The 24,053-nt window shown below is 34.0% G+C and carries 19 protein-coding genes and 1 pseudogene; 7 read left to right on the top strand and 13 right to left on the bottom strand.

Going from position 1 to position 24,053, the window contains the following annotated elements; translation table 11 throughout:
• The first annotated feature begins 32 nt into the window (after nt 1–32).
• The 3 genes from EAG08_RS21590 to EAG08_RS00450 are packed head-to-tail and all read left to right on the top strand — an operon-like array spanning nt 33 to nt 2,261.
• The gene (locus EAG08_RS21590; protein WP_228446689.1) at nt 33–206 is read left to right on the top strand and encodes a hypothetical protein; all 174 of its coding nucleotides are present in this window, start codon (nt 33–35) and stop codon (nt 204–206) included.
• A complete protein-coding gene (galK, locus tag EAG08_RS00455) occupies nt 128–1,219 on the top strand; it encodes a galactokinase (RefSeq protein ID WP_228446898.1) in 1,092 nt (363 codons plus the stop codon). The genes EAG08_RS21590 and galK overlap by 79 nt, the downstream gene beginning before the upstream one ends.
• Nucleotides 1,179–2,261: a UDP-glucose--hexose-1-phosphate uridylyltransferase gene (locus EAG08_RS00450; RefSeq protein WP_129533757.1), complete on the top strand. Its 1,083-nt coding sequence runs from the start codon at nt 1,179–1,181 to the stop codon at nt 2,259–2,261. Before galK ends, EAG08_RS00450 begins: the two co-directional genes overlap by 41 nt.
• Before the next feature lie 477 nt (nt 2,262–2,738).
• On the opposite strand, the gene EAG08_RS00445 is transcribed toward EAG08_RS00450, so the two are convergent.
• From EAG08_RS00445 to ccoN, 3 genes and pseudogenes are all read right to left on the bottom strand, one after another.
• Entirely contained in the window at nt 2,739–4,511 is a 1,773-nt protein-coding gene (locus tag EAG08_RS00445; protein ID WP_129533756.1) for a hypothetical protein, read from the bottom strand.
• 147 nt (nt 4,512–4,658) lie between these two features.
• The gene (locus tag EAG08_RS00440; RefSeq protein WP_129533755.1) at nt 4,659–5,534 is read right to left on the bottom strand and encodes a cbb3-type cytochrome c oxidase N-terminal domain-containing protein; all 876 of its coding nucleotides are present in this window, start codon (nt 5,532–5,534) and stop codon (nt 4,659–4,661) included.
• A gap of 24 nt (nt 5,535–5,558) precedes the next feature.
• Nucleotides 5,559–7,837 (bottom strand): annotated as a pseudogene (gene ccoN / locus EAG08_RS00435) (cytochrome-c oxidase, cbb3-type subunit I).
• Nucleotides 7,838–8,139: 302 nt separating this feature from the next.
• Between ccoN and EAG08_RS21585 the strand changes: the two are divergent.
• The gene (locus EAG08_RS21585) at nt 8,140–8,313 is read left to right on the top strand and encodes a hypothetical protein (protein ID WP_228446688.1); all 174 of its coding nucleotides are present in this window, start codon (nt 8,140–8,142) and stop codon (nt 8,311–8,313) included.
• 79 nt (nt 8,314–8,392) lie between these two features.
• Here the strand turns inward: EAG08_RS21585 and EAG08_RS00425 are convergent, their stop codons facing one another.
• The 10 genes from EAG08_RS00425 to EAG08_RS00385 form a co-directional block, all read right to left on the bottom strand.
• A complete protein-coding gene (locus tag EAG08_RS00425; RefSeq protein WP_129533754.1) occupies nt 8,393–8,797 on the bottom strand; it encodes a hypothetical protein in 405 nt (134 codons plus the stop codon).
• A 148-nt stretch (nt 8,798–8,945) separates the two neighbouring features.
• Complete coding sequence (locus tag EAG08_RS00420) at nt 8,946–9,161, bottom strand: hypothetical protein (protein WP_129533753.1); 216 nt, start codon at nt 9,159–9,161, stop codon at nt 8,946–8,948.
• Nucleotides 9,162–9,371: 210 nt separating this feature from the next.
• A complete protein-coding gene (locus EAG08_RS00415) occupies nt 9,372–9,734 on the bottom strand; it encodes a two-component system response regulator (RefSeq protein ID WP_129533752.1) in 363 nt (120 codons plus the stop codon).
• Nucleotides 9,735–9,886: 152 nt separating this feature from the next.
• A complete protein-coding gene (locus EAG08_RS00410; protein WP_262696777.1) occupies nt 9,887–11,011 on the bottom strand; it encodes a TolC family protein in 1,125 nt (374 codons plus the stop codon).
• On the bottom strand, nt 10,993–11,172 hold the full coding sequence (locus EAG08_RS21580) for a hypothetical protein (RefSeq protein ID WP_228446687.1): 180 nt from the start codon (nt 11,170–11,172) through the stop codon (nt 10,993–10,995). The genes EAG08_RS00410 and EAG08_RS21580 overlap by 19 nt, the downstream gene beginning before the upstream one ends.
• A 96-nt stretch (nt 11,173–11,268) precedes the next feature.
• Nucleotides 11,269–13,698, bottom strand: coding sequence for an ABC transporter permease (locus EAG08_RS00405; RefSeq protein ID WP_129533751.1), 2,430 nt, complete (start codon nt 13,696–13,698; stop codon nt 11,269–11,271).
• 80 nt (nt 13,699–13,778) lie between these two features.
• The gene (locus EAG08_RS00400) at nt 13,779–16,196 is read right to left on the bottom strand and encodes an ABC transporter permease (protein WP_129533750.1); all 2,418 of its coding nucleotides are present in this window, start codon (nt 16,194–16,196) and stop codon (nt 13,779–13,781) included.
• 115 nt (nt 16,197–16,311) lie between these two features.
• Nucleotides 16,312–17,034 (bottom strand): ABC transporter ATP-binding protein, encoded by a 723-nt coding sequence (locus EAG08_RS00395; RefSeq protein WP_129533749.1) that lies wholly within the window; start codon nt 17,032–17,034, stop codon nt 16,312–16,314.
• Between the two features lie 154 nt (nt 17,035–17,188).
• Nucleotides 17,189–18,451 carry a S41 family peptidase gene (locus tag EAG08_RS00390; protein ID WP_129533748.1) on the bottom strand — a complete coding sequence of 421 codons (1,263 nt, stop codon included), beginning with the start codon at nt 18,449–18,451 and terminating at the stop codon, nt 17,189–17,191.
• Nucleotides 18,452–18,458: 7 nt separating this feature from the next.
• Complete coding sequence (locus EAG08_RS00385; protein WP_129533747.1) at nt 18,459–19,700, bottom strand: efflux RND transporter periplasmic adaptor subunit; 1,242 nt, start codon at nt 19,698–19,700, stop codon at nt 18,459–18,461.
• A 205-nt stretch (nt 19,701–19,905) separates the two neighbouring features.
• Here EAG08_RS00385 and EAG08_RS00380 point away from each other — a divergent pair, with 205 nt between their 5' ends.
• Genes EAG08_RS00380 through EAG08_RS00370 form a run of 3 tightly spaced genes read left to right on the top strand, consistent with a single transcriptional unit; the run spans nt 19,906 to nt 23,883 of the window.
• Nucleotides 19,906–21,207, top strand: coding sequence for a DUF2268 domain-containing putative Zn-dependent protease (locus EAG08_RS00380; RefSeq protein ID WP_129533746.1), 1,302 nt, complete (start codon nt 19,906–19,908; stop codon nt 21,205–21,207).
• A 15-nt stretch (nt 21,208–21,222) separates the two neighbouring features.
• Nucleotides 21,223–22,566 (top strand): sigma-54-dependent transcriptional regulator, encoded by a 1,344-nt coding sequence (locus EAG08_RS00375; RefSeq protein ID WP_129533745.1) that lies wholly within the window; start codon nt 21,223–21,225, stop codon nt 22,564–22,566.
• Entirely contained in the window at nt 22,567–23,883 is a 1,317-nt protein-coding gene (locus EAG08_RS00370) for a sensor histidine kinase (RefSeq protein ID WP_129533744.1), read from the top strand. It begins immediately after the preceding gene.
• The last annotated feature ends 170 nt before the right edge of the window (nt 23,884–24,053 follow it).

Raw genomic sequence — 24,053 nt, 5'->3', positions numbered from 1 at the left:
AAAAGATTTAAAATCATAAATTGCAGTCACCTATGCAGGAGAAATTAATCAAACATACCAAAGAGGCATTTCAATCAGCCTTTCAATCTGAACCTGAAAGTTTTTTCTGGCTCCCGGAAGAATTAATATTATCGGTGAACACGTTGATTACAGCGATGGTTTCGTTCTTCCAGCCGCCATCGACAAGCATATTTGTTTTGCCGTAAAAAAGGTGGATGACTCAGAAAACTGCACTTTTTTTGCGAAGGATTTTAATGAATCTTTTAGTTTTAATATTCATCAAAAGCAAACTCCGGTTTCGCAGACCTGGGTTAATTATTTGTTGGGTGTTTTCAATGCCATTCAGGAAAGCGGGAAAGAGATTGGCGGTTTGCAGATTGCCTTCAGCAGTACGATTCCGATGGGTTCCGGTTTGTCTTCGTCGGCAGCTTTGGAATGTGGATTTGCCTATATTCTCAACCAGATTTTTGATTTAAATTTATCTAAAAAAGAATTGGCACTTATTGGTCAAAAATCCGAACATACCTTTGTTGGTGTAAAGTGCGGAATTATGGACCAGTTCGCATCCGTTTTCGGAAAAGAACATCAAGTAATAATGCTCGACTGCAATTCTTTGGAGCATCAGTATTTTGAAGCCAATATCGACGGGTACAGTCTGCTGCTTTTCGATAGTTGTGTAAAACATACGCATCTGACTTCCGGCTATAACGACAGGAGAAATGATGTCGATAACGGTAAAAAAGTTTTGTGGGAAAAGTTTCCAGAAATAGAAAAATTCAGAGATTTTAGCTTTTCAATGCTGGATGAAGTGAGAACTGAAATAGGGGAGACATCTTATAAAAGATGTCTGTATCTTCTCAAGGAAATTAAAAGAGTTGAAAAAGCAGCCAAAGCATTATCTGAAGGCGATGTGAAATATTTGGGAGAACTTCTTAACGAAACTCATTCCGGACTTTCAACAGAATTTGAAGTAAGTTGCGGAGAATTGGATTTTATGGTGGAAGAAACTTTAAAAGAAAACGGCGTTTTGGGTGCAAGAATAATGGGTGGTGGCTTTGGCGGATGCAGTATCAATCTTATAAAAGATGAAAATGTAGATGAAGTGATTAAAAACATCAGTGCAAAATACAGAGCAGATTTTGATATCGAAATGAAAGTGTACCGTGTAAAAATATCAGATGGAATTAGAGAATACAAAAGGAATGAATTCGTCATTTAATCAAAAGCAGCACCCTCACAGAAGATACAATCCGCTTTTGGATGAATGGATTCTAGTGTCTCCGCAACGAGCCAACCGACCTTGGCAGGGACAAACTGAAAAAGTAACCGAAGAAAAACTTCCTGCTCACGACCCGAATTGCTACTTATGTTCGGGAAATGTACGTGTGAATGGTGATAAAAATCCTGATTATAAAGGTGTTTTTGTTTTCGAAAACGATTTTGGTTCTTTGATGAAAGATGATGTTGAATTTTCTGATGAACGGTCAGATTTTTTTTCATTAAAACCGGAGCGAGGAATTAATAGAGTCATTTGTTTTTCGGAAAATCACAGCCTGACTTTGCCAGAAATGGAAGTCGACGACATCAAAAAAGTGGTAGATGTTTGGCAACAGCAGTACGAAAATTTGGGAGCTGAAGATTACATCAATCATGTTCAGATTTTTGAGAACAAAGGAAGTGTGATGGGTTGCAGTAATCCACATCCTCACGGACAAATCTGGGCGCAGTCTTCAATTCCGTCAACGGTTTTGAGAACTCAGGAAAATCTTAAAAAATACTTTGATAAAAACGGAAGGTCACTTCTGGAAGACTATGTTAAAAAAGAATTAGAAGCCGAAGAAAGAATCATTCTTGAAAATGAAGATTTTGTTGCATTAGTTCCGTTTTGGGCAGTCTGGCCTTACGAAACAATGATTATCAGCAAAAGAAGAGCGGAAAATATCCTGCAGTTTTCTGATTCAGAAAAGCTGTCTTTAGCTTCAATAATAAAAGATTTAACCACAAAATACGACAATCTTTTTGAGATTTCGTTTCCATATTCAGCAGGAATCCACCAATCTCCAACAGATGGGAAACTACACCCAGAATGGCATTTTCATATGCATTTTTACCCGCCATTGCTACGAAACGCCGAAGTGAAAAAATTTATGGTCGGCTACGAAATGCTGGCAGAACCACAACGTGATATTACCCCAGAGCAAAGTGCAGAGATTCTTAAAAAATTATCACTGATACACTATCGAAAGAAAGACAGTTTGTAAAATTTATTTAAGAAATTTTAAGGCTTTCTAAAGTAAACAGTATTTCTATTATTTAACCTCCATCAATATGGAAGTCCCTGCACGGCCAGAGAATTGAAAGCAAAGGGAATAAGTACCTCACGCCCTTTTTTTGCAACCTGAGAAGTATTGTGAAGAAAAAATTTAAAAAAACCACCAATTAGCTACGCCGAACCACTTCGTTAGGTTTCTTCTCACCGATACCCTGTTGTAGAGAATTATATGAATTAGAATTTTTAGGTTAAAAACAGCAAATAGGTCTGGGTGTCAGATATTATCTATATCCATACAGGTCTGGTTTGGTTGTACCTTATTACGGTCATTGATCTGTTTGACAGAAAGGTTATTTTCGTCAATAACTGGAAAAAACATTACCCGAACTATGAGCGGAATTGCGAAGCATATCACGAATAACAAAATAAAAACTAATGAGTAAAAGGAAATTGTTATGACAATGCTTTATTCCAATAACAATAATTTATATTTTTGAAGTTCAGCAGCAATAGTCTCAGCTTGTGGTCTGAAAAATGATAAATTTTTAAACATCTCATCATAATAAGCAATCCCATTCAGTATATTTTGTTTAAAATAATTCCATTTTTTTTGTTCCGTTAAATTTGTTTCAGATAGTTTTGAAATATGCTTTTTAAAGTAATCTACGTACATTTTTAATTCGTTAACAAACATATTTGGACGATAAGAGGATGAAAGGATATTACCATTTCCATAAATATGCTGTATCATTTGTGAAAGAGTCACTTCACTGTCGAAATAAGCAAGATTAGGCCCCGGGCAAATAACTACTCCTTGTTTTTCACCTTTTATTTCGATTCCGTGTTCTAAGTAAGCCGCATTTGCGAGACCTACACATAAGCATGATTTCTCTATAATTTCCTCTTTTTCTTTTGAAAATTCTTGTGAATTCTTAATATCTTTAGTTTTCAACAGCTCATCAAGCTTTAAATTCTGAAACTTTTTAGATGCTGTACAAATGCCTTTAGGTGAATATTCTTTATTTAAAGCCAATAATTTTTTAGGACAAGAGCTGCCATAATTCTTTTTTGATTTCCTGAGAATTTCATTGGATGAACCTCTTACTGTGTTAAATGGAACTCCTAATGGCGATATATTACTAAGGTAAAAATCATTCTCTTTTGACATTGCTAATAGTTTTCGGGTTTCAAAATCTACAGACGTTGCTTCCGGAACCAGTAAAAACGGTGAACCCCAGCCTACACTATCAATATTATAATTTTCTAAAAGAAATAGATGTTCTTCAGCAGTTCCCACTCCTCCTTGTACCGTAATTTTCATTAAAGGCGGTTTGCTGGGAATATGTTTGTTTTTATTTTGAAGTGACGACACCATTAAAGTGAAAGCAGACTCAATCAGCTCATGTTTTCTTTGCTTGAATTCTTCTAAAATAGGTCCCAGTAAAAAACCATCTGAAGCAAATGCATGTCCGCCACAGTTTAATCCTGATTCGATTCTGTACTCACTGACCCACAAACCTTTTTTCGCCAAAAAGTTACCTTGAATCATGGCAGATCTGAAATCGCTGACCTTGATAATGATTTGCTTCTTAAGATAATCGTTATTATCCGGATAAAAATCCTCAAATTGTTCTATATAACTATATAATTTAGGATTAAAACCGGCAGAAAGTACCATTGAAGAAGATAATTTACTTTTTGCAAAACCACGCAGAGATGAGTGAGCATCATTGTAGATATTAGGCAGCTGTTCATTTTTGAGAAAGTTTTCCTTGTCGACTTTAGTCATAATGTTAACGTCAATGCTGCCAGGAGAAAGGTGGTCGTTTACATAGTTTTTTAAATCTGCCATTTGATCTCCTTTGCTCGAAATAAATTGCTGCAATTGTGCTTTTATTAATGAGGTATTGGGAAGTATGGCAACAAAGTTTTTCAGGGTAACTATATTGCTTATAAGATCTTTTTTGAAAGCTTGAAATTTATTATTGACAATATCATCTACCATGTTAAGATATGCTGTTATTCTTTCACAGCGGTAATCATAGGTTTTTGTTGAAATTGCTTTGTATTTTATATTAAACTTCTCACTGTAAAAGCTTCTCATTTTTTCGATAATCTCATCATCAATAATAGAAATCACAGATGATATTCCTAAATGAGCCAGACGAATAGGGGTATCGATAGTGTAAGCTAATCCCATCACAGGAATATGGAAGTTGTGTATAGGTTTGATATTCATTTTAAAGTGAAGTTGTTTGTAGAGTTTTAAAAAATGCCCTTGTCAAAGCAAACTCATTGAGATGGAAAAAGTGAATAGTTTAGAAATTTTGTAAACTAAGACAAAGGCAATATTTTAATTATTGATTTATGATTTTGATGAAATATACTACTCCCAATTGGCTGCTTTACCTTGAGGTGCCGCACCACCCAAAGCCTCAGTAATTGGTGATTTCTCCTGATTGATGTGATAAATGTAAGCTGCAACTTTCTCTGCATCTCGTCCTGTAATAGTACCATCTTTGATGAATGGTCGCATGGTTGGATTATTTGGCGAGCCATTTTCAAGCATCCAGAATACATTTTTGAAAAGACTTTTTTCTTTAATATTGATCCAGTAGGTATCGGTTAGATTGGGACCAATTCCGCCTTTCCCTGAATCTGAATGACACGATACGCAATTGGTTTTGAAAATCTGTTCACCTTCTGCAATATTATCTGCATTGTATTTTGCAGTTTCTATATCAATTTGCGGGGCAGTTTTTTCATACTCTGCGATTGATGCAAGCATGGTTTTGGTTTCTTTGTCATATTCGGCATCAGGATGAGCATAATCTGTGAATGCAAATGCAATGATGTAGACAACACAGAAGACAATTCCGAAATAGAAAAGACCAATCCACCATTTGGGTAAGGAATTATCAAGTTCTGTGATTCCGTCGAAACCATGGTCGATAAGAAGATCTTTTTCCTCAGTCTGAGATTGTTTTTTAAAGGCAGAGTTCCAAAGTTTCTGAAAATAAGGTGTTGATTTTTCTGTTAAATATTCCTTTTTCTCATCATCTGATAGCCTGTTGAAATTTTCGTTTTCTACTAAATCTCCGATAGAGTGCATGATGAAAAGCAGAATGACAACAATCACAAGCAATGCCCAAAAAAATGGTGAAGTAAAGTAACCAGAATCTGATACGAACATCTCGAATGCCATAAAGGTAAATCCTAATGTTACTGCGATGTATATTGATATTGGGGTTCTCGTTTTCATTTTAATTAAAATTTTTACGATTCATTATTTTACGCTTGCCGTTTTGATGTCGGTTGTTTTGATGTCTGTTCCTAATCTTTGCAAATACGCAATCATAGCGATAATTTCTCTTTGCTCAAGGGGAACAAATGTATTTCCTTTGGCGGTTTTTTCTTCTTCCATCTGATTTTTCACATCAGCCGCTTCAGAATAAATTCGCTTGACAATCGCTGCAGATTGATTATTTGCCCATTGGTCTGCAGAATCGATTTGAGCTTTTGTATAAGGTATATCGAAAGTGTTTTTCATTAACTTTATTTTGTCAACCATTTGTGAACGATCCAGCTTATTGGTAATCAGCCAAGGGAAACGTGGCATGATAGAGCCTGCTGATGTAATTCTTGGGTTGTACATGTGCTTGAAGTGCCATGAATCAGGATTTCTGTCGCCTTCACGATGCAAATCCGGACCTGTTCTTTTTGATCCCCATAAAAATGGTCTGTCATAAACGAATTCTCCTGCTTTGGAATACTGTCCGTTTTTACCGTCAAATCTCATTACCTCATCTCGGAAGGGTCTTATCATTTGAGAGTGGCAAGAATTACAGCCTTCTCTTATGTATAAATCTCTGCCTTCCAATTCAAGTGGAGTATAGGGTTTTACTGCTGATATTTGGGGTAAATTACTCTTTACCGTGAGTGTAGGAACGATTTCTACCAAACCACCGATTGCAATGGCAACAAATGCTAATATGGATAGGAGGTGAGGAGTTCTTTCGAGCCAAAGATGTACGCCTTCGCCTTCTTTTCTTGCACTTCCTACATTGGCCAAAGCTGGTGCTTCTGCTGGAACTTCTTTTTGAAATGAACCTGCTTTGATGGTTTTAAAAACATTGATAACCATTAGAATAGCTCCACTCAAATAAAATAATCCGCCTAAAAATCTTAATTTAAAATAAGGAATAATTGCAGTCACCGTATCTAGCCAGTTTTTCCATAATAAGGTTCCGTCCGGATTAAATTGTTTCCACATCAAACCTTGTGTAAATCCTGCGATATACATTGGTACGGCATAGAAAATAATTCCTAATGTTCCCAACCAGAAGTGCCAGTTGGCGAGTTTTTTAGACCAAATTTCGGTTCTCCACATGATCGGTACCAAGTAGTAAACCACACCAAATGCCATAAAACCATTCCATCCTAAAGCTCCTAAATGTACGTGACCGATAACCCAGTCTGTATAGTGACCAATTTTATTCAAAGACTTAGTTGCTAAAAGTGGTCCTTCGAAAGTAGCCATTCCATAACACGTAATTGCCACTACAAAAATTTAAGAATAGGATTTTCTCTTACTTTATCCCAAGCACCTCTTAAAGTTAATAATCCGTTCAGCATTCCACCCCAAGATGGTGCAATCAACATGATTGAAAAACCAGTTCCCACCGCCTGAGCCCAAGCCGGTAAAGCAGTGTACTGAAGATGGTGAGGCCCTGCCCAAAGGTAAACGAAGATCAATGACCAAAAGTGAATGATTGATAATTTGTAAGAAAATACAGGTCTGTTTGCTGCTTTTGGCATAAAGTAATACATTAAACCTAAAACCGGTGTTGTTAATACGAATGCCACTGCATTATGACCGTACCACCACTGTACCAAAGCATCTTTTACTCCTGCGTAGGCAGAATAAGACTTCCAGCTTGTGAATGATAATGGAACTTCAAGATTATTGAAGATATGCAGCATGGCAACAGCAATCCACGTGGCAATATAGAACCAAATCGCTACATATAAATGACGCACTCTTCTTTTGGCAATCGTTCCAAACATATTGATTCCGAAAATAACCCAAGAGAATGTGATCAAAATATCAATCGGCCATTCGTGCTCAGCATACTCTTTTGAAGTGTTGATTCCCATTAAAAATGTAATCACAACGGCAATAATCATAATTTGCCAAGACCAGAAATGAATCCAGGAAAGTGTATCGCTGTACATTCTGGTTTTCAGAAGTCTTTGCATACTGTAATATGCACCGCAAAAGAAAGAATTACACACAAAAGCAAAAATAACAGCACTCGTATGAAGCATTCTGATTCTTCCAAAACCTAAAGCTCCCTGCGAATTAATAAGCCCCTGAATGTTTCCGCTTCTTAAACTTTGGATAGTTGTATCATCAGTTCCGAATAAAAATTCTGGCAATTCCGGATAAAACAGCATTAAAGCGGCCGTCAATCCTAAAATAAAACCAATAATTCCGAATACGATAGTGGCATAGAGGAATGCCCTGACAATATTATTGTCATAGTGAAATTTTTGCGTCTCCATAATTCCTGTTTGTTGTAAAGAATGATTTTATTTCCTAGAAAACACTTTAAATAAAGGCTTTGCCGAAGTAAAAATAAATATCATGTTACGTGTCTAATGTTTTTTCAAAGGTAATGAGTAACTTTGGTAGAGACTATTAGCTTAGCTTCTAAAATATACCAAAAACTACTAAAGATAAACGGGATGAAAGTGTGTGGACAGAATATCAGAAAAATCAGAAGAGATCGGGATTTAACGCAGGAGTACATGGCATTTGAGATGGGAATTTCTCAAAAGCATATTCTGATATTGAAAACTCAAAAGTGAAAATCAATCTTGAAATACTTACCAAAATTTCAAAAATTTTAGATATAAAACCTTCAGATATTTGTAGCATTTCTGATCAATGTAGTGGCGGGGATTATGAAGAAAAGTATAAAGATTTACTTGAATTTATGAAAAAAAATAATCTTCCATTGCCAGAAAAGCACTTATAATGCTGTTGATTTCAGAAAAGAAACAATAGAAATGGTTTTTAATAATTATGATGTTCTTAGAAAAATGAAGTCATTTATATTATTGAAAAATAATTTTATAATGTCCTTTTTCGTCTTTTACATCAATACCCACACCTTTAAAGGTTAGTTTATTAATTTGGTAACCATCACAACCACCTTTGAATTCTGACGACTCTATTGAAAAATTAAACATCTTAAGTGAAGAATAAAAAGTATAGTTTTTTGTACCATTGTAAGCACCCACATTTTCTAAGATAACTTTTCCGTCATCTGTTTTTGTAAGCTTTACCCCAACTTGATTTTCGTCACTGATTGAAAAGGGGTCAAGAGTTCCATTGGTAATCAGGTTTTTGTCATCGGCATCAACGAATTCAAAAACGATCGGCATAGGTGCATTATAGCATTCTTCGCCGCAAGCTGTGAAAACAAAGGTCATTAAAAGAAAAAGTACTATTTTTTTCATAGGATAAAGATTAACTCGGTGAAATGTAAAGTTAATCATTAAACTTTTGTCTCCAAAATAAAAAACGTTGCAGTAGGAGAGTATGAAAGGAGTTATTTGGCTTGCAAATAATTATAAAGATTTGAGTAGGGGAAAACTGTGTAAAAATTTACTTCGGCAGCATAATCATTCTGGCGTTTCCACCTTCACGAATGACGATCAGTTTTCTGTTCACCATGTTTTGCAGGAATGCATTTCTCTCAGCAATTGGGAGGTTCAGGATATGATCAAAGTCTCCGAAAAAGTTCCCATTATTTCCACCGGTTTCTTCGTGTTTTTTTCTTACTAATAGAAGTATCTGGTTTTCCATTTCTACTGAGTCCATAGCTTTTTTATTGATTAAAAAAATGTAGTTGATTACAAATATAGGTTTATAAAATTGTGAAAGAATGCCAATGGAATTTTAAGTTTTAAAAAATAAAACATGAAAATAGCTGTTGGAACTTTGCTCTAAAAAGATGTTGAAAATTGATCTAAATTATTCTATGAAACTCTTATTTTGTTTTATTAAAAGAAAGACAAATCATTTCTCTAACTAAGAATCCGTATTTTTTTTAACGACTTCAATCATATCATCAATTCCAAATGGTTTGCCAATAAAGTCATCAGCCAGACATTCTGCCGCCTCGGAAGCAATATTATTAGATGTCGACGTAAGAACAGCAGGTATTTCTTCAGTATCAGGATCAGATTTTAATTCTTTGATAACCTGCGAACCTTTTACAGAACCTTTTATGTGATCATCTACAATTACAATATCCGGATCTATTTTATCAATATTCTTTATGGGATCTGTAGTCAAAGATCCGGTCACATCAAATCCTTCTTCCTCCAGCACCTGATCCATTATTTGAAGGATATCTTTATTATCTTGTACAAGTACAACTTTCTTCTTCATTTTAAATGGTAAATAATACTGCGAATATAATCAATATTTGTATATTATTGAGCGTACTTTTGAGGGTGAAATTATTTTATTTAAGGTTTTTAAAATCTAATAGAAATACCAATCATCATCTGTGGTTTTGTAACGAATTGACGTTTTTTGTTTTACAAATCAGATTGTAAGACCTTTAGCAATTCAGTTTGCTGCATCACTTCATTTTTACTGCTGATCAGATTGTAATTTGCCTGAAGCCAGTTATTTCTTACCACAAAAAAGGTATATGCATCCATCAATCCTTCTTTGTATTTTTCTTCAGACTTTTGGAAAGATAATCTTTGGTTTTCAAAATTCGATTTCAGCAGGGTGTATTTCTCTTCAGAATTCTTAAACTGTGCTTTTATGGAATTAATGCTTTTTGTGAAATTATTGATGACAATTTCCTTTTCGTAGTTATAATTGATGATATTCAATTTTGCAATTTCAACATTATTTTTAACCTGTAATTTATTAAATACAGGAATAGAAAGCCCGAAAGCAACCTGTTGACTCTTATTTCTTTTAAATTGATCAGAAAACAAATCTGCAGGCTCGCCTAAGGTTTTACTATAAAAACTTGACCAGTTGTATAACCCGTTGATTGTTGGTAAATAGGCAGATCTGGCAATACTTATATTTTTTTCTGCTGCTTTCGTATCTGCAATTACCGTTTTATAAGCCGGATTTTTCTCCAAAAGAGTTCTTACAAATTCGGGATCATCAAAATTAAAGGAAGCCAGATTTTCCTCATCCATTTGAAATTCGATAGAGTCATCGCTTATTGCCAAAGCATTCAATAAATTTATTTTAGAAAGATCCCGTGAGTTTTTGGCAGAAACCCACTGTTCCTGCAGCGTTCCGAGGTTGGCTTTGATGTCATAAACATCGCTTTTCGGGCGGTTTCCGATCTCAACTTCTTTTTCGGTACGTTTGATCTGATCCTCGATTCCTGAGATTTGAGTTTCCAGAACTTCGAGCCAGCTTTTGCTGTTTTGATAACTGAAAAACATTTGAATGACATTCAGTTTTACTTCATTCTGAGCCTGTTTCATTTTATAGATTGAGCTCTCTTTATTGATTTTAGACAATGAAATATTGAGGTAATTTCGCCAGTTCAACAATTCCCAGTTGGCTTGTACGTACACATTGTCATATTGGGTGTTAATCGCTTCTCTTTGGTTATTATTTTGATTAATACCTAATCCGAAATTATAATTATGATTAAGTCCCGCTTCTATTGACGGCAGCAGCATTCCTTTTGCGGCAGAAATCTGACGTTCATTTTTTGAATATTTACAGTAGCCTGCTTAATCAGTGGATGATTTTTAGCCGCATAATCCAAGCTTTCTTGAAGCGTCCAACTTTGCTGAGCGGGAAAGAGATTGATTATTAGTATGAAGAATAGTTTTTTCATTTTTTTTTGAATTATTTGATAACCGTGTAAACCACCCCGTCAAAAATTCTTTCGAATTTTCGCCACCCTTCCAAATGAGGGGAATATGATTCGTGGTTATTCGTATTTCAAATGTTTTACAAGATTTATTTTTGTGGCTCGATAAGCTTTAAAACTAACGACAATAAACGTCAACAGGAGAAGTGAAATCATGCTTAAGACATAAGGCCAAACCGGCATATCAATTCGGTAAGAGAAATCTTTCAGCCATTCATTCATTGCATAATATCCAAACGGAATGCTTATTAAAACAGCAATTACACAAATCAGTAAAAATCTTTTCGTTAAATCCCAGATAATTGTTTTTTCGTCTGCACCTAAGGTTTTTTTGATGGCCACGTCTTTTAATTTTTGTTCAATTAATAATGATGAAAGTGCGAATAATCCTAACAATGCGATAACAAGCACAACAACATTTAGTATTGTAAAAAGAGTCTGTTGTTTTTGAAATTTTTCGAAAGTTTTGGCAAATTGTTTATCTACAAATTCATAATTGATAGGGTAGCCCGGTTCAGCTTTTGTGAGCCAGAATTCTTTGATCTGCTCTAACGTTCCGTTAATATCATCTCCCGAAAGTTTGATCTGAAGATTTCCCATATTATTTTTTGCCCAATTTCTATCATAATTAAAAAACAGCATGGGTTCTACAAGTTTATCAACACCGTTGATATGAAAGTCTTTCAAAACACCGATAATCTTATATTTCTTTTTCTGTTCCCAACCCGGAAAAACTTCTTTTCCGAGAGCCTGATCTTTATTCCAACCCATTTTTTTGATAAATGATTCGTTGGCAACGGTTCCGGAAATCGTATCAGAAGCATAGCGAAGATCTATATCTCTTCCTGAAGCAAATTTCATCTTATAGAATTTAAAATAATTGTGATCAATAGCTCCTACAAGAACATTCTCCACTGTTTTTGTAGTATCTAAAGCATTTTTCACAAGTGATGCATTTGCCATTCCTAATCCGATAGAGTTTACCGAACCAGTAACGTCTTCTACACCCGGAATTTTTAATACTTCGTTTTTCAGACGTACATACTTTTTAAAATTATAATCATTCTCCCAATCTGTTTTATTAAACTGAATGTTCACAACCTGATTTCCTTTAAAACCTAGGTCTTTATTCATCATATATTTTACCTGAGAATGAATGATCAAAGAGCAAATAATAAAAAATGAAGAGATTATGAGTTGCAAAGTCAGAATAGAATTACGCAGCCAAACACGGTTTCTACTTCTCGAAAAATTTCCTTTCAGCGTATTAATCGGTTTAAAATTTGAAAGATATAATGCCGGAATTAATCCTGAAATTAATGAAAAGACGATTAAAAGTAAGCCGCTGTAGATGAATAGATTGGTGTCATTCAGCTTTATTTCTTTCCCTAAAAACTTGTTGTATGAAGGAAGCAAAAGCTCTACCATTGCAAAAGCCAAAATGTACGCTGTAAAACAGATGATAAAAGTTTCCAGCAAAAACTGAAGAATCAACTTTGATTTAGTACTTCCAACAACTTTTCTCACACCCACTTCTTTTGCCCTTTGCGATGCCTGTGCTGTTTTAAGATTAATTAAATTGATGCCTGACAAAAGCAATATCAATGCAGATAATCCCAAAAGAATTATGATTGATTTTTTGTCGCCTTTATCAATTCCTTCACTTTTGGCATCCAGTTTCATTTTGCTTATTGGGGTGAGATAAACTTTTGGGCTGTTCTTTTTATCATATTTTTCGCCCCATTTTTCGGAACTTATTTTTTCCTGTTGAGATTGCTGATCAGAAAGTTTCTTTTCTAAAGCGGCAATATCTGTTCCCGGTTTTATTTTAAAATATCCTACATAGCTGTAATTTGTCCATTCTAAATTCTGTTTATCAATATTGGGATGTCTCATTATAAACCCAGGACGAAATACTGTATTTCCTGTTGGGATTTTATAAACAGCAGTCACAACGTAAGATTTGTTTTCAGAATCATCAAGCTTCAATGTTTTACCGATACAGTCTTTATATTCATCTCCGAATAAAACCTTTGCTGTTTCTTCAGAAATTGCTATTTTGCTGTCGTCACTTATTGCATTTTTAAAACTGCCGGCAACTCTTTCCATCGGAAAAAAATCAAAATAAGAATCTGTTGCTCTCGCATTGGTTGTATAAGCCGACTTATTTCCATACATCAATCGTACTTTATACCCATTCCATGAATTTGCAATAGCGAAATCTTCAATCTCAGAAAATTTTTCTTTTGAAACAGTTAATTCCGGATAACTGGAAACTACCATTGTACCAAAAGATGAGTTTCCATTTTCAACTAAATAAATATTGTCCTTATTCGGAATCCAGTCTTCATAAGATTTTTCGTCCTGCCAATGAATAAAAATCAATAGAAAAACACACAAACCAACACTTAACCCCAAAATATTGATGATTGTGGAAAGCCAGTTTTTTCTATAGTTGATTAATGCTATCTTAAGCCAGTTTTTTAACATAGTTGTTGGTTTTTGGTTGTCAGTTGATGGTTTTTGAGAATAACCTCCATTAACTATCAACCGACAACTATTAACAAATTTTACTCGTACTTCAGATATTTTATCAGATTCACTTTAGTAGCTTGGTAGGCTTTGATGCTTACAACAGTAAACGTTAGCAGAAGTAAAACCAAAAGGCTGAGAATGAATGGTAAGATGGGCATATCGATTCGGTAAGCGAAGTCCTTCAGCCATTCGTTCATCAGATAATAACTGATCGGAATACTAATGATCACAGCGATTAACGTAATCCAAAGAAACTGTTTCGTCAAACCAAAAATCAGGGTTTTGTCGGATGCGCCTAGCGTTTTTCTGATGGCAACATCTTTCAACTTCTGTTCAATCATTAATGACGACAAAGCGAATAATCCAAGTAAAGCCACCATCAAAACCATTGCATTTAAGATTGTAAAAAGTGTTTGTTGTTTCTGATATTTTACAAAACTCTCGGCAAATTTTTTATCAATAAAATAAGAATCGAAAGGATAGCCTGGCTCTACATTTTTCTGCCAGTAAGATTTGAGTCTTTTTATCGTTCCATCGATGTCATCAGGCTTTAATTTTAATTGAATGTTATACACCCCAAATCTTTTCCAAGTAGTTTCTTTATAATGGAAAAATGTGATTGGTTCCACCGTACTTTTCGGATTCCAAATATTAAAATCGTTCACAATTCCTACAATATGATACGGTTTGTTATCAAAACCCGGACGAATTTCATTTGTCAAAGCTTCATCATCTGTCCATCCAAATTTCTTAACAAAAGCTTCGTTTACCATAACATTTGCAATTGTATCGGAAGCTAAATTAGGATTCAGCCAGCGTCCTTTTTTCAGTTTTACATTCATAAATTGGAGATAATCAAAATCCATAGAACCGTGTTGAGCATTGATACTTTTATCTCTAAAATCTACGTTTGAGCTGCTGAATCTGCCACTTCCGGGAACTGCTTCTCCGAAAGAAATACTTTCAACACCTTCAATTTTACTTAACTCATTTTTCAAACGTTCATATTTCAGCCAAGGTTTTTCTACGTTCTCGCTAAAATTAACATACAATATTTGCTTCCCACTAAAACCAAGGTCTTTATCCATCATATATTTTACTTGTGAGTTTACAACTAAACCTCCTATAATGAAAAATGAAGAAATAATTAATTGCAAGGTCAGGATTCCATTTCTCAACCAAACGCCGTGTTTGCTTCTGGCGAAATTTCCTTTCAAAGTTTCAATAGCTTTGAAATTTGATAAATAGATTGCTGGAATTAATCCGGAAATCAAGGTAACCGCTAAAACCATCGAGAAAGAATAAAAGTAAATATGCCAATCATTCATCACGATTTCTTTGGCATAAAACTTATTGAAGCTTGGTAAAAGAAGCTCTGTCAAAGCCAAAGAAAGAAGATATGAAGCGAAACAAATGATAAATGTTTCCAATAAAAATTGAAGAACCAAACTTGATTTTGTACTTCCGATGGCTTTTCTTATACCGATTTCTTTGGCACGCTGAGAGGCCTGAGCTGTTTTTAGATTAATAAAATTTATGGCCGAAAGAATGACAATCAAAATAGAAAGTGTCAGCAAAATCATCATTATTTGGAGATCGCCATTTCCGAACCAATAAGCTTTTGCGTGCAGTTTTAATTTATCTAATGGTATCAGTTCACAAGTATTCGGACCATATAGTTCCATATATTTCTCAACAGTAACACCAGGAGCTCCTTCCTCATTGAGTTTTGCTCTATGTTCGAAAACTTCTTTTACCAATTTATTTTGCACAGCAACTATATCAGCATCATTTTTCAACATAAAAAAACATCCGTAATTAAAACTTCCCCAAGCTTCTTTATCATTTTTTATCTGTTCATAAGCCAGAATTATAAATTCAGGTTTTATGATAGTATTTTCCTTTGGCAATTCATAAACTGCAGTTACAGCATAATTTTTACCATTAAATTTCACGCTTTCTCCTGCAACATTGGTTTTCCCGAAAATATTTTTGGCTGAAGTTGTAGAAAGAGCAACCGCATTTCCGCTTTTTAGAGCGTCTTTAAAACTTCCTGAAATCAATTTAAATGGAAAAAAATTGAAGAAATTTTCGGAAGTCGCTATTCCGTCTTGTTGATAAACCGTTTTGTTTTTGGTTGTCATCTTGAAACCCATTCCTGACGAACTAAAAAGAACAAAATCTTTCACTTCTGGAATTAGCTTCGCAGCGCGTTCCGCCATAGGGATAGAGATATTGCTTCCGTAAGTATTATCTTTTTTATAATAACTCTGAATCCCATAGATTTGATCCTTCTTCGGATTCCATTTTTCAAAGGATTCTTCGTCATTCCAATGCATTAGGATGAGCATAAATCCTGTCAAACCGATGGTCAATCCAAATAAATTGATGATGGTGGAAAGCCAATTCTTTTTATAATTAATAAAGGCAATTTTGAGCCAATTGTTTAACATAAGTGATAGTTTATGATTGATAAACGATTTTATAAACCTCAGAGAAACAGAATGGTTCCGAATCTCTGAGATCAGTTATAAAATGGATGAATGAATGTAATTTTTAAAGAATCGATTACTCGAAAATCTTTGCATCTGCTTTTTCAAAAACATCTTTTCTTTGGGAAGAATGTTCTTCTGAGAAAATCTCACCGTCTTTCATATTTACAATTTTAGAAGCATAGCCTGCGTCGTAAGAAGAGTGCGTTACCATTGCAATTGTAGAACCCTCTCTGTGAAGTTCTGCGAGAAGATTCATCACTTCGTTTCCGTTGGAACTGTCTAGATTTCCGGTGGGCTCATCGGCAAGAATCAGTTTAGGTTTTGTAACCAAAGCCCTGGCAACAGCCGCTCTTTGCTGCTGTCCACCGGAAAGCTGCTGAGGATAATGTTTTGCGCGGTGCGAGATATTGATCTTTTCCATTATCTCTTCAACACGTTTTTTTCTTTCGGAAGAAGAAACGACGTTGTAGATTAAAGGCAGTTCTATATTTTCAAAAACAGTCAGTTCATCAATCAGATTAAAATTCTGGAAAATGAAGCCGATGTTTTTCTTTCTGATATCAGATTTTTTCTTTTCAGAAGTTCCGATTGTTTCAATCGATTCAAACTGATAAGAACCGGAAGAAGCGCTGTCCAAAAGCCCAAGAATATTGAGGAAAGTAGATTTTCCGCAACCTGAAGGTCCCATGATTGCTACAAATTCGCCTTCTTTGATATTTAAGCTTACATTATTAAGCGCATTGGTTTGAACGTCTTCAGTTTTATAAATTTTTGAAAGATTTTGAATATTGATCATTTTATTAATTTTTTTAAAGGTTTATTTAAATAACTCATTGCTTCAAATAATTGTGAATCATATTTGACAGGATATAAAACATCATTCAAATTTCTTTTAACAATAATATTTGGCTTTATTCCAATTCCTACAAATTCTTCTCCGTTAGGTAATGTTACTTTTTTGTACAAATCCAGGCAGTGGTGTTACCGGGTAGATCTATTTGTAATGGTTGACCTGTGCTTCCATTGGTAAAATCTCCAACTCTGATTATATTCTTTTCATTAAACAAATAAATTAGAAAATCTTCCGCAGCAGAAGCTGTATTGTTGTTTGTAAGTATCACCGTTGGGACTGAGAATTTAACATTTGACTTAACGATTGTTGGCTTGTACTCAAAATTGTGAAATTTTGTTCCCAAATAGGCTTTATACAAATTAGTGGCTTCTTCTTTAGATAATCCCCATTGATGCTTTCCATTGATGGTATCTTGAGCCGTTAGGAATGAACCAATTGCTCTTTCTGTCGGTATAATTTCTCTGCTGTAATTTTTAGCACCGTAGATTGTATCACTCTTCACAAAATACTTCGCAATATTTAATGCGTTTTTGCCACTACCACCACCATTATTTCTAAGGTCTATAATTATTTTTTTTGCCTTTTTAAGTTCAGTTAATTTTGATTCAAAACCGCTTACAGCAATAGCATCATCAAAGGTTTTGATGACAACATAAGCTACATCATCTTTCATCCATTTAAATTCGAAAGCACCATTATTTGGCAACGGCTCAGAACTTAATTCTTTCTCTTCGGTCTTGGAATGAATCAAATGGAACTTTTTAATTTCACCTTTTGGAGTTTTTATTTCTATATCAAATTGATCACCAGATAATCCTGATAATAAATTATAACTCGCTTGATTATTCAAATCATTTTCCGTAGAAGTGGATATATATGGAGTTACAAATTTTTGTTGATATTCATTAGCTGGCAGACCATTCACTTTTACAATTTCGCTCCCAATAGGAATTTCTTCTGCCTTGCTTTTATTTACATCGTACACAAATATTTTCCCTTGTACATTGGTCAAAAAAAGACGGTACGCTCCAAAATGAGTAGTCATTATCTGACTTTGAATAGCCTCGGGAAAATAAACTTTTGTATGCCCATCTTTTAGAATTGAACATAACTTTTGAAGTTCTCTAAAATATTCGTAATCATTTTTAGTTTTTTGAACATTTTCAATCGCTTCTTTATAGGCATCATCCCATTTTTGCGGTTCTACTTTGTACATATAAACAAAGTTGTAATTCGCATCGCTCCAAAACTTAGAAAGACCATATATCTTATCATTTGCAGATAATGTATTGGGAATCTGACTCTGTATAAGATTGCAGATAAAAAAAACAGAACATAATATTAATAATTTTATTTTCATAATACTTTTATTTTTGAATATCTAATATTTCATATTTCTTCAATTCGGTGTAATCTGATATAATGATGGTTTCTCCTTTTTTCAGTCCCGAAACAACTTCATAGTACATTGGGTTTTCTCTCCCAAGGCTGATATTTCTCTTCGCAGCTTTATTATTTTTTACCACAAAAATCCATTTTCCATTGGTGTCTTTGTAGAAATTCCCTTTCGAAATCATCATACTTTGTGTATCGGCAGAGAGTTTCAGCTTCACTCCAAACGTCATCCCGATTTTTAGGTTTTCAGGTTTAGCATCAACGAAATTAAGTTCCACAGAAAACTGCCCATCTTTCACTTCTGGAAGAATTTTGGTAATAATGACTTCAAATTGTTGTACATTAATTTCCAAACTTCCTTTAATTCCGTTTTGAAGCTTGTTGATGTAATATTCATCCACTTTTGCAATCAATTTATAACCACCCATCAAATCTACTTTACCAATGCTTTCGCCAGTCGTTAAATTTTGCCCCAACGAAATATTAAACGATGATAATCTTCCCGAAACGGGTGACATAATCAGGAAATTATTTTTATTAGAACGAAGGATGTTCAGACTTTTATCCATTTGATTGATAGAATTATTAATGGCTACAAACTGAGAATTTCTGGAATTTTTTTCACTTGAAGCTCCTTTTTCCACAATCATTTTTCTTTGTTTCTGATAATTCAGATTTTGAAGACTGGTGTCATAATCTGTTTTCTTTCCGATTTCTGCATCATATAATCTTTTTTGAAGATTGAATGACTGTAAAGCTGTATTATAATCATTTTGAGATTGAAGTAACTCTTTGTCCTGATTGAATTCCTGATTTTTCAGTTCCAAAAGTGAGCTTCTCATCTGGTTGATTTGTTGCATAATTCCGGTTTCCTGATTGAGGTAATTAAATTCTGTATTAGGATTGTAAACTCTTGCGATGGGTTGGCCTTTGGTTACCATTTGTCCGTCCTCTGCAAAAATTTCCTTTACAGCGCCACCTTCCAAAACATTAACTAAAGATGAATTCAGAGATTGTGTTTGCGCTGTAACCATCAGCATGTCTTCAAATCTTCCTCTCGTCACTTCTTCTACCTGAATGTCTTCAAGTTTCACATTGTAAGTTTTTTTCTGATTCAAAAAATACAATCCAAAAACCGAAACTGCCAACGCAGATGCAATGATGATTAATATTAATTTTAGTTTAGATTTCTTTTTTACTATTTTCGTATCCATATTTAAGATAACTAATTTACTTACAATATATTAGACAAATCAAATACCAGAGATTTAAAAATTTGTAAGCATCTGAAAATCTGAACGAAAATAATTTTAAATATTTTTAAACTGTTCATTAACGGACACTATTCGTGCGAAAACGGACAATTTAATTATAAATGATGAATTTGAAAGCAACTAAACACTATTGTAAAAACTGTACATGAAATATTTAAAACTATTTTTACTGACTTTGCCTGTTTTGGGGTTTGGACAGAAAATAATCTTCGATGATATCATTAATTTTTGGAAAGCATACGACAAAGTTATTATTGAAAAAGATTCGGCAAAACAAATTAGTTTAATTAAAGATTTATATATTAATAAAGCCACTCCGGGATTAAATGGAATTATGAAAGCAAGAAATTATTCTGCTGAAGAATACGTATTTGCCATCAGCCAATATCCTAAGTTTTGGAAGTCAATTCGAACTAATACATTAAAATCTAATCAGTTTTCAAAAGAAATACAAAACGGAATTGAAAAACTGAAAACAATTTATCCTGTCTTAAAACCAGTAGATACCTATTTTGAAATCGGAATTTTAAGAACAGGGGGAACCACGATAGATGGTATGTTGTTGATAGGAAGTGAAGTCGCTTTAGCGGATCAATCAGTCATTACAGAAGAATTTGATGAGAGATATCCGCATCTTCGAAGCTATTTTAATACAAATCCTATCAATGATGTGGTGTTTTTGAATGTCCACGAATATATCCATACCCAACAAAAAGAAACGATCGGAAATACACTTTTGTCACAAACGATAATGGAAGGAGTTGCTGAGTTTTTAGCAGAAATTGCTTTAAATGAAAAGTCGCCCAATCCTCAAATTGCATTCGGATATAAAAATGAAGAAAAAATAAAACGTGAATTTGAAAAAGAAATGTTTTCGTCAAATATTTACAATTGGTTGATGAATACGCCGGACAATCAGTTTAGAATGAGAGATCTAGGATATTTTGTTGGATATGCAATCTGTAAAAAGTATTACGAACAATCTTCTGATAAAAAAAGTGCAGTAAAAGAGATGATTCAATTAGATTATAATAATGAGTCAGATTTGATGAATTTTGTTGACAGATCAAAATATTTCCCCAAACTATTAAAGTTATACAAAATTGAATTTGAGGGAAATCAACCAAAAGTACTTTCAGTTTCTCCAATTAAAAATGGCAGCAAAAATATAAAACCGGGAATTATACAATATTCAATTAATTTTTCGCAGGAAATGGATACCAATTTTAGACGCTTTGATTATGGACCTTTAGGAGAAACAGCAATTTATAAATTTAAAAAACTAATTGGCTGGAGCAATAATAATCAAACATTAACATTAGAAATTGAAGTAGAGCCCAATAAGAAATATCAAGTTTTAATAGCAGATGGGGCAAAAGGTTTTAAAAATAAACAAGGAATTGTCATTAAACCTTATCTGTTTGAATTTGAAACAGGATCAAAATAATTTATACTTACTGAAATGCGAAAAAAAGAAGCACATATTTTAATTGTTGATGATGACGAAGATATTTTGTTTTCGGCAAGAGTCTGGCTCAAGAAATTTTTTACCGAAGTCACTTGTCTCAGTCAGCCGAAAAATATTCTGAAGTTTTTGTCTGAACAACAAGTTGACACCGTACTTTTGGATATGAATTTCCGGAAAGGTTTTGAAAACGGACAAGACGGATTGTATTGGATGCAGGAAATCAAAACTTTGGAACCCCAGCTTCCAATCATTTTGATGACTGCGTACGGCGAAGTGGAATTGGCTGTTGAAGCTCTGAAAAACGGTGCTTCCGATTTTATTTTGAAACCTTGGAATAACGAAAAATTATACGCTTCTGTGAATCTTGCAGTAGATATTTCAAGAAAAAATAAAAAACTCAATCAGTGGGAAAATGTCAGCATAAAAACCAATCAATATCAGTTAGACACGCAGTCTTTTGCAATGCAGGAAGTGATGGGACAAATCACGAAAGTTGCGCCGACCGATGCTAATGTTTTACTTTTAGGAGAAAACGGAACGGGTAAGTATGTTTTGGCAGAACATATCCACGAATTATCTGAACGTAAAAATCAACCTTTTGTTCACATCGATTTGGGAAGTCTTTCTGAGAATCTTTTTGAAGCAGAATTATTTGGTTACAAAAAAGGCGCTTTTACCGATGCCAATCAGGATTATTCAGGGAAGATTGAAAATGCGCAGAACGGAACGGTGTTTTTGGATGAAATTGGTAATCTCCCGCTTCATCTTCAAACCAAATTATTAAGTTTAATTCAAAACCGAAAACTAACGAGAATCGGAGAAAATAAGGAACGAAATTTGGATGTCAGATTTATTTTTGCAACTAATGAAAACCTTAAAAAAGCAGTTGCAGAAAGTCGTTTCAGAAAAGACCTTTATTATAGAATCAATACTGTAGAGCTTCAAATACCAAGTCTGAGAGAACGTTTGGAAGATATTCCTACTTTAGCGAATTATTTCCTTGAAAAGTACAAACAGAAGTATCACAAACCCGATTTAGATTTGAATGAATCTTTGATTAACGAATTGACAACTTATTCATGGCCGGGAAACATCCGTGAACTCGACCATTGTATCGAGAGAAGTGTGATTCTTTCTAATGAGAAAAACCTGAAATTGCTGATGCCTCAAGATGAAGAGTCAGAGAAAACGATCATCAATCTCAACATCGAAGAAATGGAAGGAATTCTTATAAAAAAAGCGTTGAAGAAACATAGAGGAAATATTTCTCTCGCAGCGGAAGATTTGGGATTGTCGCGTGCGGCACTTTATAGGAGAATGGAAAAATTTGAGTTATAAATGAACAAGCAAAAATTTATCTGGCTTTTATTTATTCTTCTGGCGATTGTCAGTGGAATTTTCGCCTTTGATTTTTATTCGAAAAATAAGTTGATCAATTTCGGTTTGTTTACCACAATAAGTATTGGATGTGTTATTCTGGCGCAAGTCTCCGCTTTATCTTTCATTCAAAAAAGTGAAAAAATAATGCTGGCTATTCAGAAAAAAGACTTTTCTCTTTTCCCTATTGCAGAAGGTAATAGTTTGGTTGATAATGCTGTAAGACTCTACTATCAAAGCAAAGAAGAGCATCTCTCGCTGTCTTCGTATAAACTTTTGTACGAAGAAATTTTGAATCAATTGGAAATTGGGTTAATGATTCTTTCTGAGAAAAATAATCATTGGGAAGTATTTTATGTAAACCCGGTTTTTCTTGAAATATTGCAAATCCCGAAATATAATTCCTGGGAATTATATGAATCTAAGTCGCCGGAATTTTATAAAATTATAGACGAAACTCATTATGAAAATTCACAGGAGTTTTTTGATATTTCGATCAATGAAAATGTAAAGCAATCTTTTTCTCTTCGTACCAAGAAAGTTCAGAACGTCAAAAATCGTTTCTGCATCATCAGTTTGGAATCTGTGCAGAAGATTATTGAACAAAAAGAAAAATTGGCCTGGAACAATCTAATGAAGGTGATTTCGCACGAACTTCTCAATACTTTAACACCTGTCAATAGCTTAATTCAAAACTTAGAATATATTGCCAATCAAGATGTTGTAGAGAAAGAGGATCAGCAGGAGATGAAGGAAAGTTTAACCATCATCAATTCAAAATCAAAACAATTGCTGAATTTTGTGGACGATTACCGACAAGTCGCTGAACTTCCGAAACCGGTTTTTAAAATGATTTCTCTGACCAGTATTGTAGAATCTGCACTCAGTTTTCTAAAGCCAGAGTTTGAGAAAAACCATATTACCATCATCAATTCATTAGAAAATCAAACCATCTATGCTGATCAAAAAATGATTGAAAGATGTCTGATCAACCTTTATTTAAATGCTATCTATGCCGTTGTTGACTCCTCTGAAAAAATTATAAAAACAGAAATCAAGATTATTAATAAAAGAACAATTCTGAGCGTAGAAGATAATGGAGTAGGAGTTTCTAACGAAATAAAAGATAAAATTTTCCTTCCTTTTTTCACTACAAGATCAAGCGGTTCGGGAATCGGGCTTACCTTAAGCAAGAGTATTATCGAAGCGCACAAAGGTTATTTAAATTATAAACCTTTAGAGCAAGGAAGCCGTTTTGAAATCTGGTTTTTGGAATAGGTCTTGATAATCTGGTGTTTTCGTATTTGTAACGGAATCCTATTCTGAGAAAAAATATTTTTAAAAATAATAATTTACAATTGAGTATAAGCGAGTTAGCTATAATAAAACCATCTTAACTAAATTTAACACATACCTGATGTAACAAAATTTCCCTTTACGGTGTCTTA

Source organism: Chryseobacterium sp. 3008163 (assembly GCF_003669035.1).
Lineage (GTDB): Bacteria > Bacteroidota > Bacteroidia > Flavobacteriales > Weeksellaceae > Chryseobacterium.
Note: the sequence above shows the minus strand (reverse complement) of the source record. Positions and strands in the feature narration are given on the sequence as shown.

Coding starts and splice junctions, on each gene's coding strand:
- EAG08_RS21590 (WP_228446689.1), top strand. CDS start 33: ATGCAGGAGAAATTAATCAAACATACCAAAGAGGCATTTCAATCAGCC.
- EAG08_RS00450 (WP_129533757.1), top strand. CDS start 1,179: ATGGAATTAGAGAATACAAAAGGAATGAATTCGTCATTTAATCAAAAG.
- EAG08_RS00445 (WP_129533756.1), bottom strand. CDS start 4,511: ATGAATATCAAACCTATACACAACTTCCATATTCCTGTGATGGGATTA.
- EAG08_RS00440 (WP_129533755.1), bottom strand. CDS start 5,534: ATGAAAACGAGAACCCCAATATCAATATACATCGCAGTAACATTAGGA.
- EAG08_RS00425 (WP_129533754.1), bottom strand. CDS start 8,797: ATGAAAAAAATAGTACTTTTTCTTTTAATGACCTTTGTTTTCACAGCT.
- EAG08_RS00420 (WP_129533753.1), bottom strand. CDS start 9,161: ATGGACTCAGTAGAAATGGAAAACCAGATACTTCTATTAGTAAGAAAA.
- EAG08_RS00415 (WP_129533752.1), bottom strand. CDS start 9,734: ATGAAGAAGAAAGTTGTACTTGTACAAGATAATAAAGATATCCTTCAA.
- EAG08_RS00410 (WP_262696777.1), bottom strand. CDS start 11,011: ATGCTGCTGCCGTCAATAGAAGCGGGACTTAATCATAATTATAATTTC.
- EAG08_RS21580 (WP_228446687.1), bottom strand. CDS start 11,172: ATGAAAAAACTATTCTTCATACTAATAATCAATCTCTTTCCCGCTCAG.
- EAG08_RS00405 (WP_129533751.1), bottom strand. CDS start 13,698: ATGTTAAAAAACTGGCTTAAGATAGCATTAATCAACTATAGAAAAAAC.
- EAG08_RS00400 (WP_129533750.1), bottom strand. CDS start 16,196: ATGTTAAACAATTGGCTCAAAATTGCCTTTATTAATTATAAAAAGAAT.
- EAG08_RS00395 (WP_129533749.1), bottom strand. CDS start 17,034: ATGATCAATATTCAAAATCTTTCAAAAATTTATAAAACTGAAGACGTT.
- EAG08_RS00390 (WP_129533748.1), bottom strand. CDS start 18,451: ATGAAAATAAAATTATTAATATTATGTTCTGTTTTTTTTATCTGCAAT.
- EAG08_RS00385 (WP_129533747.1), bottom strand. CDS start 19,700: ATGGATACGAAAATAGTAAAAAAGAAATCTAAACTAAAATTAATATTA.
- EAG08_RS00380 (WP_129533746.1), top strand. CDS start 19,906: ATGAAATATTTAAAACTATTTTTACTGACTTTGCCTGTTTTGGGGTTT.
- EAG08_RS00375 (WP_129533745.1), top strand. CDS start 21,223: ATGCGAAAAAAAGAAGCACATATTTTAATTGTTGATGATGACGAAGAT.
- EAG08_RS00370 (WP_129533744.1), top strand. CDS start 22,567: ATGAACAAGCAAAAATTTATCTGGCTTTTATTTATTCTTCTGGCGATT.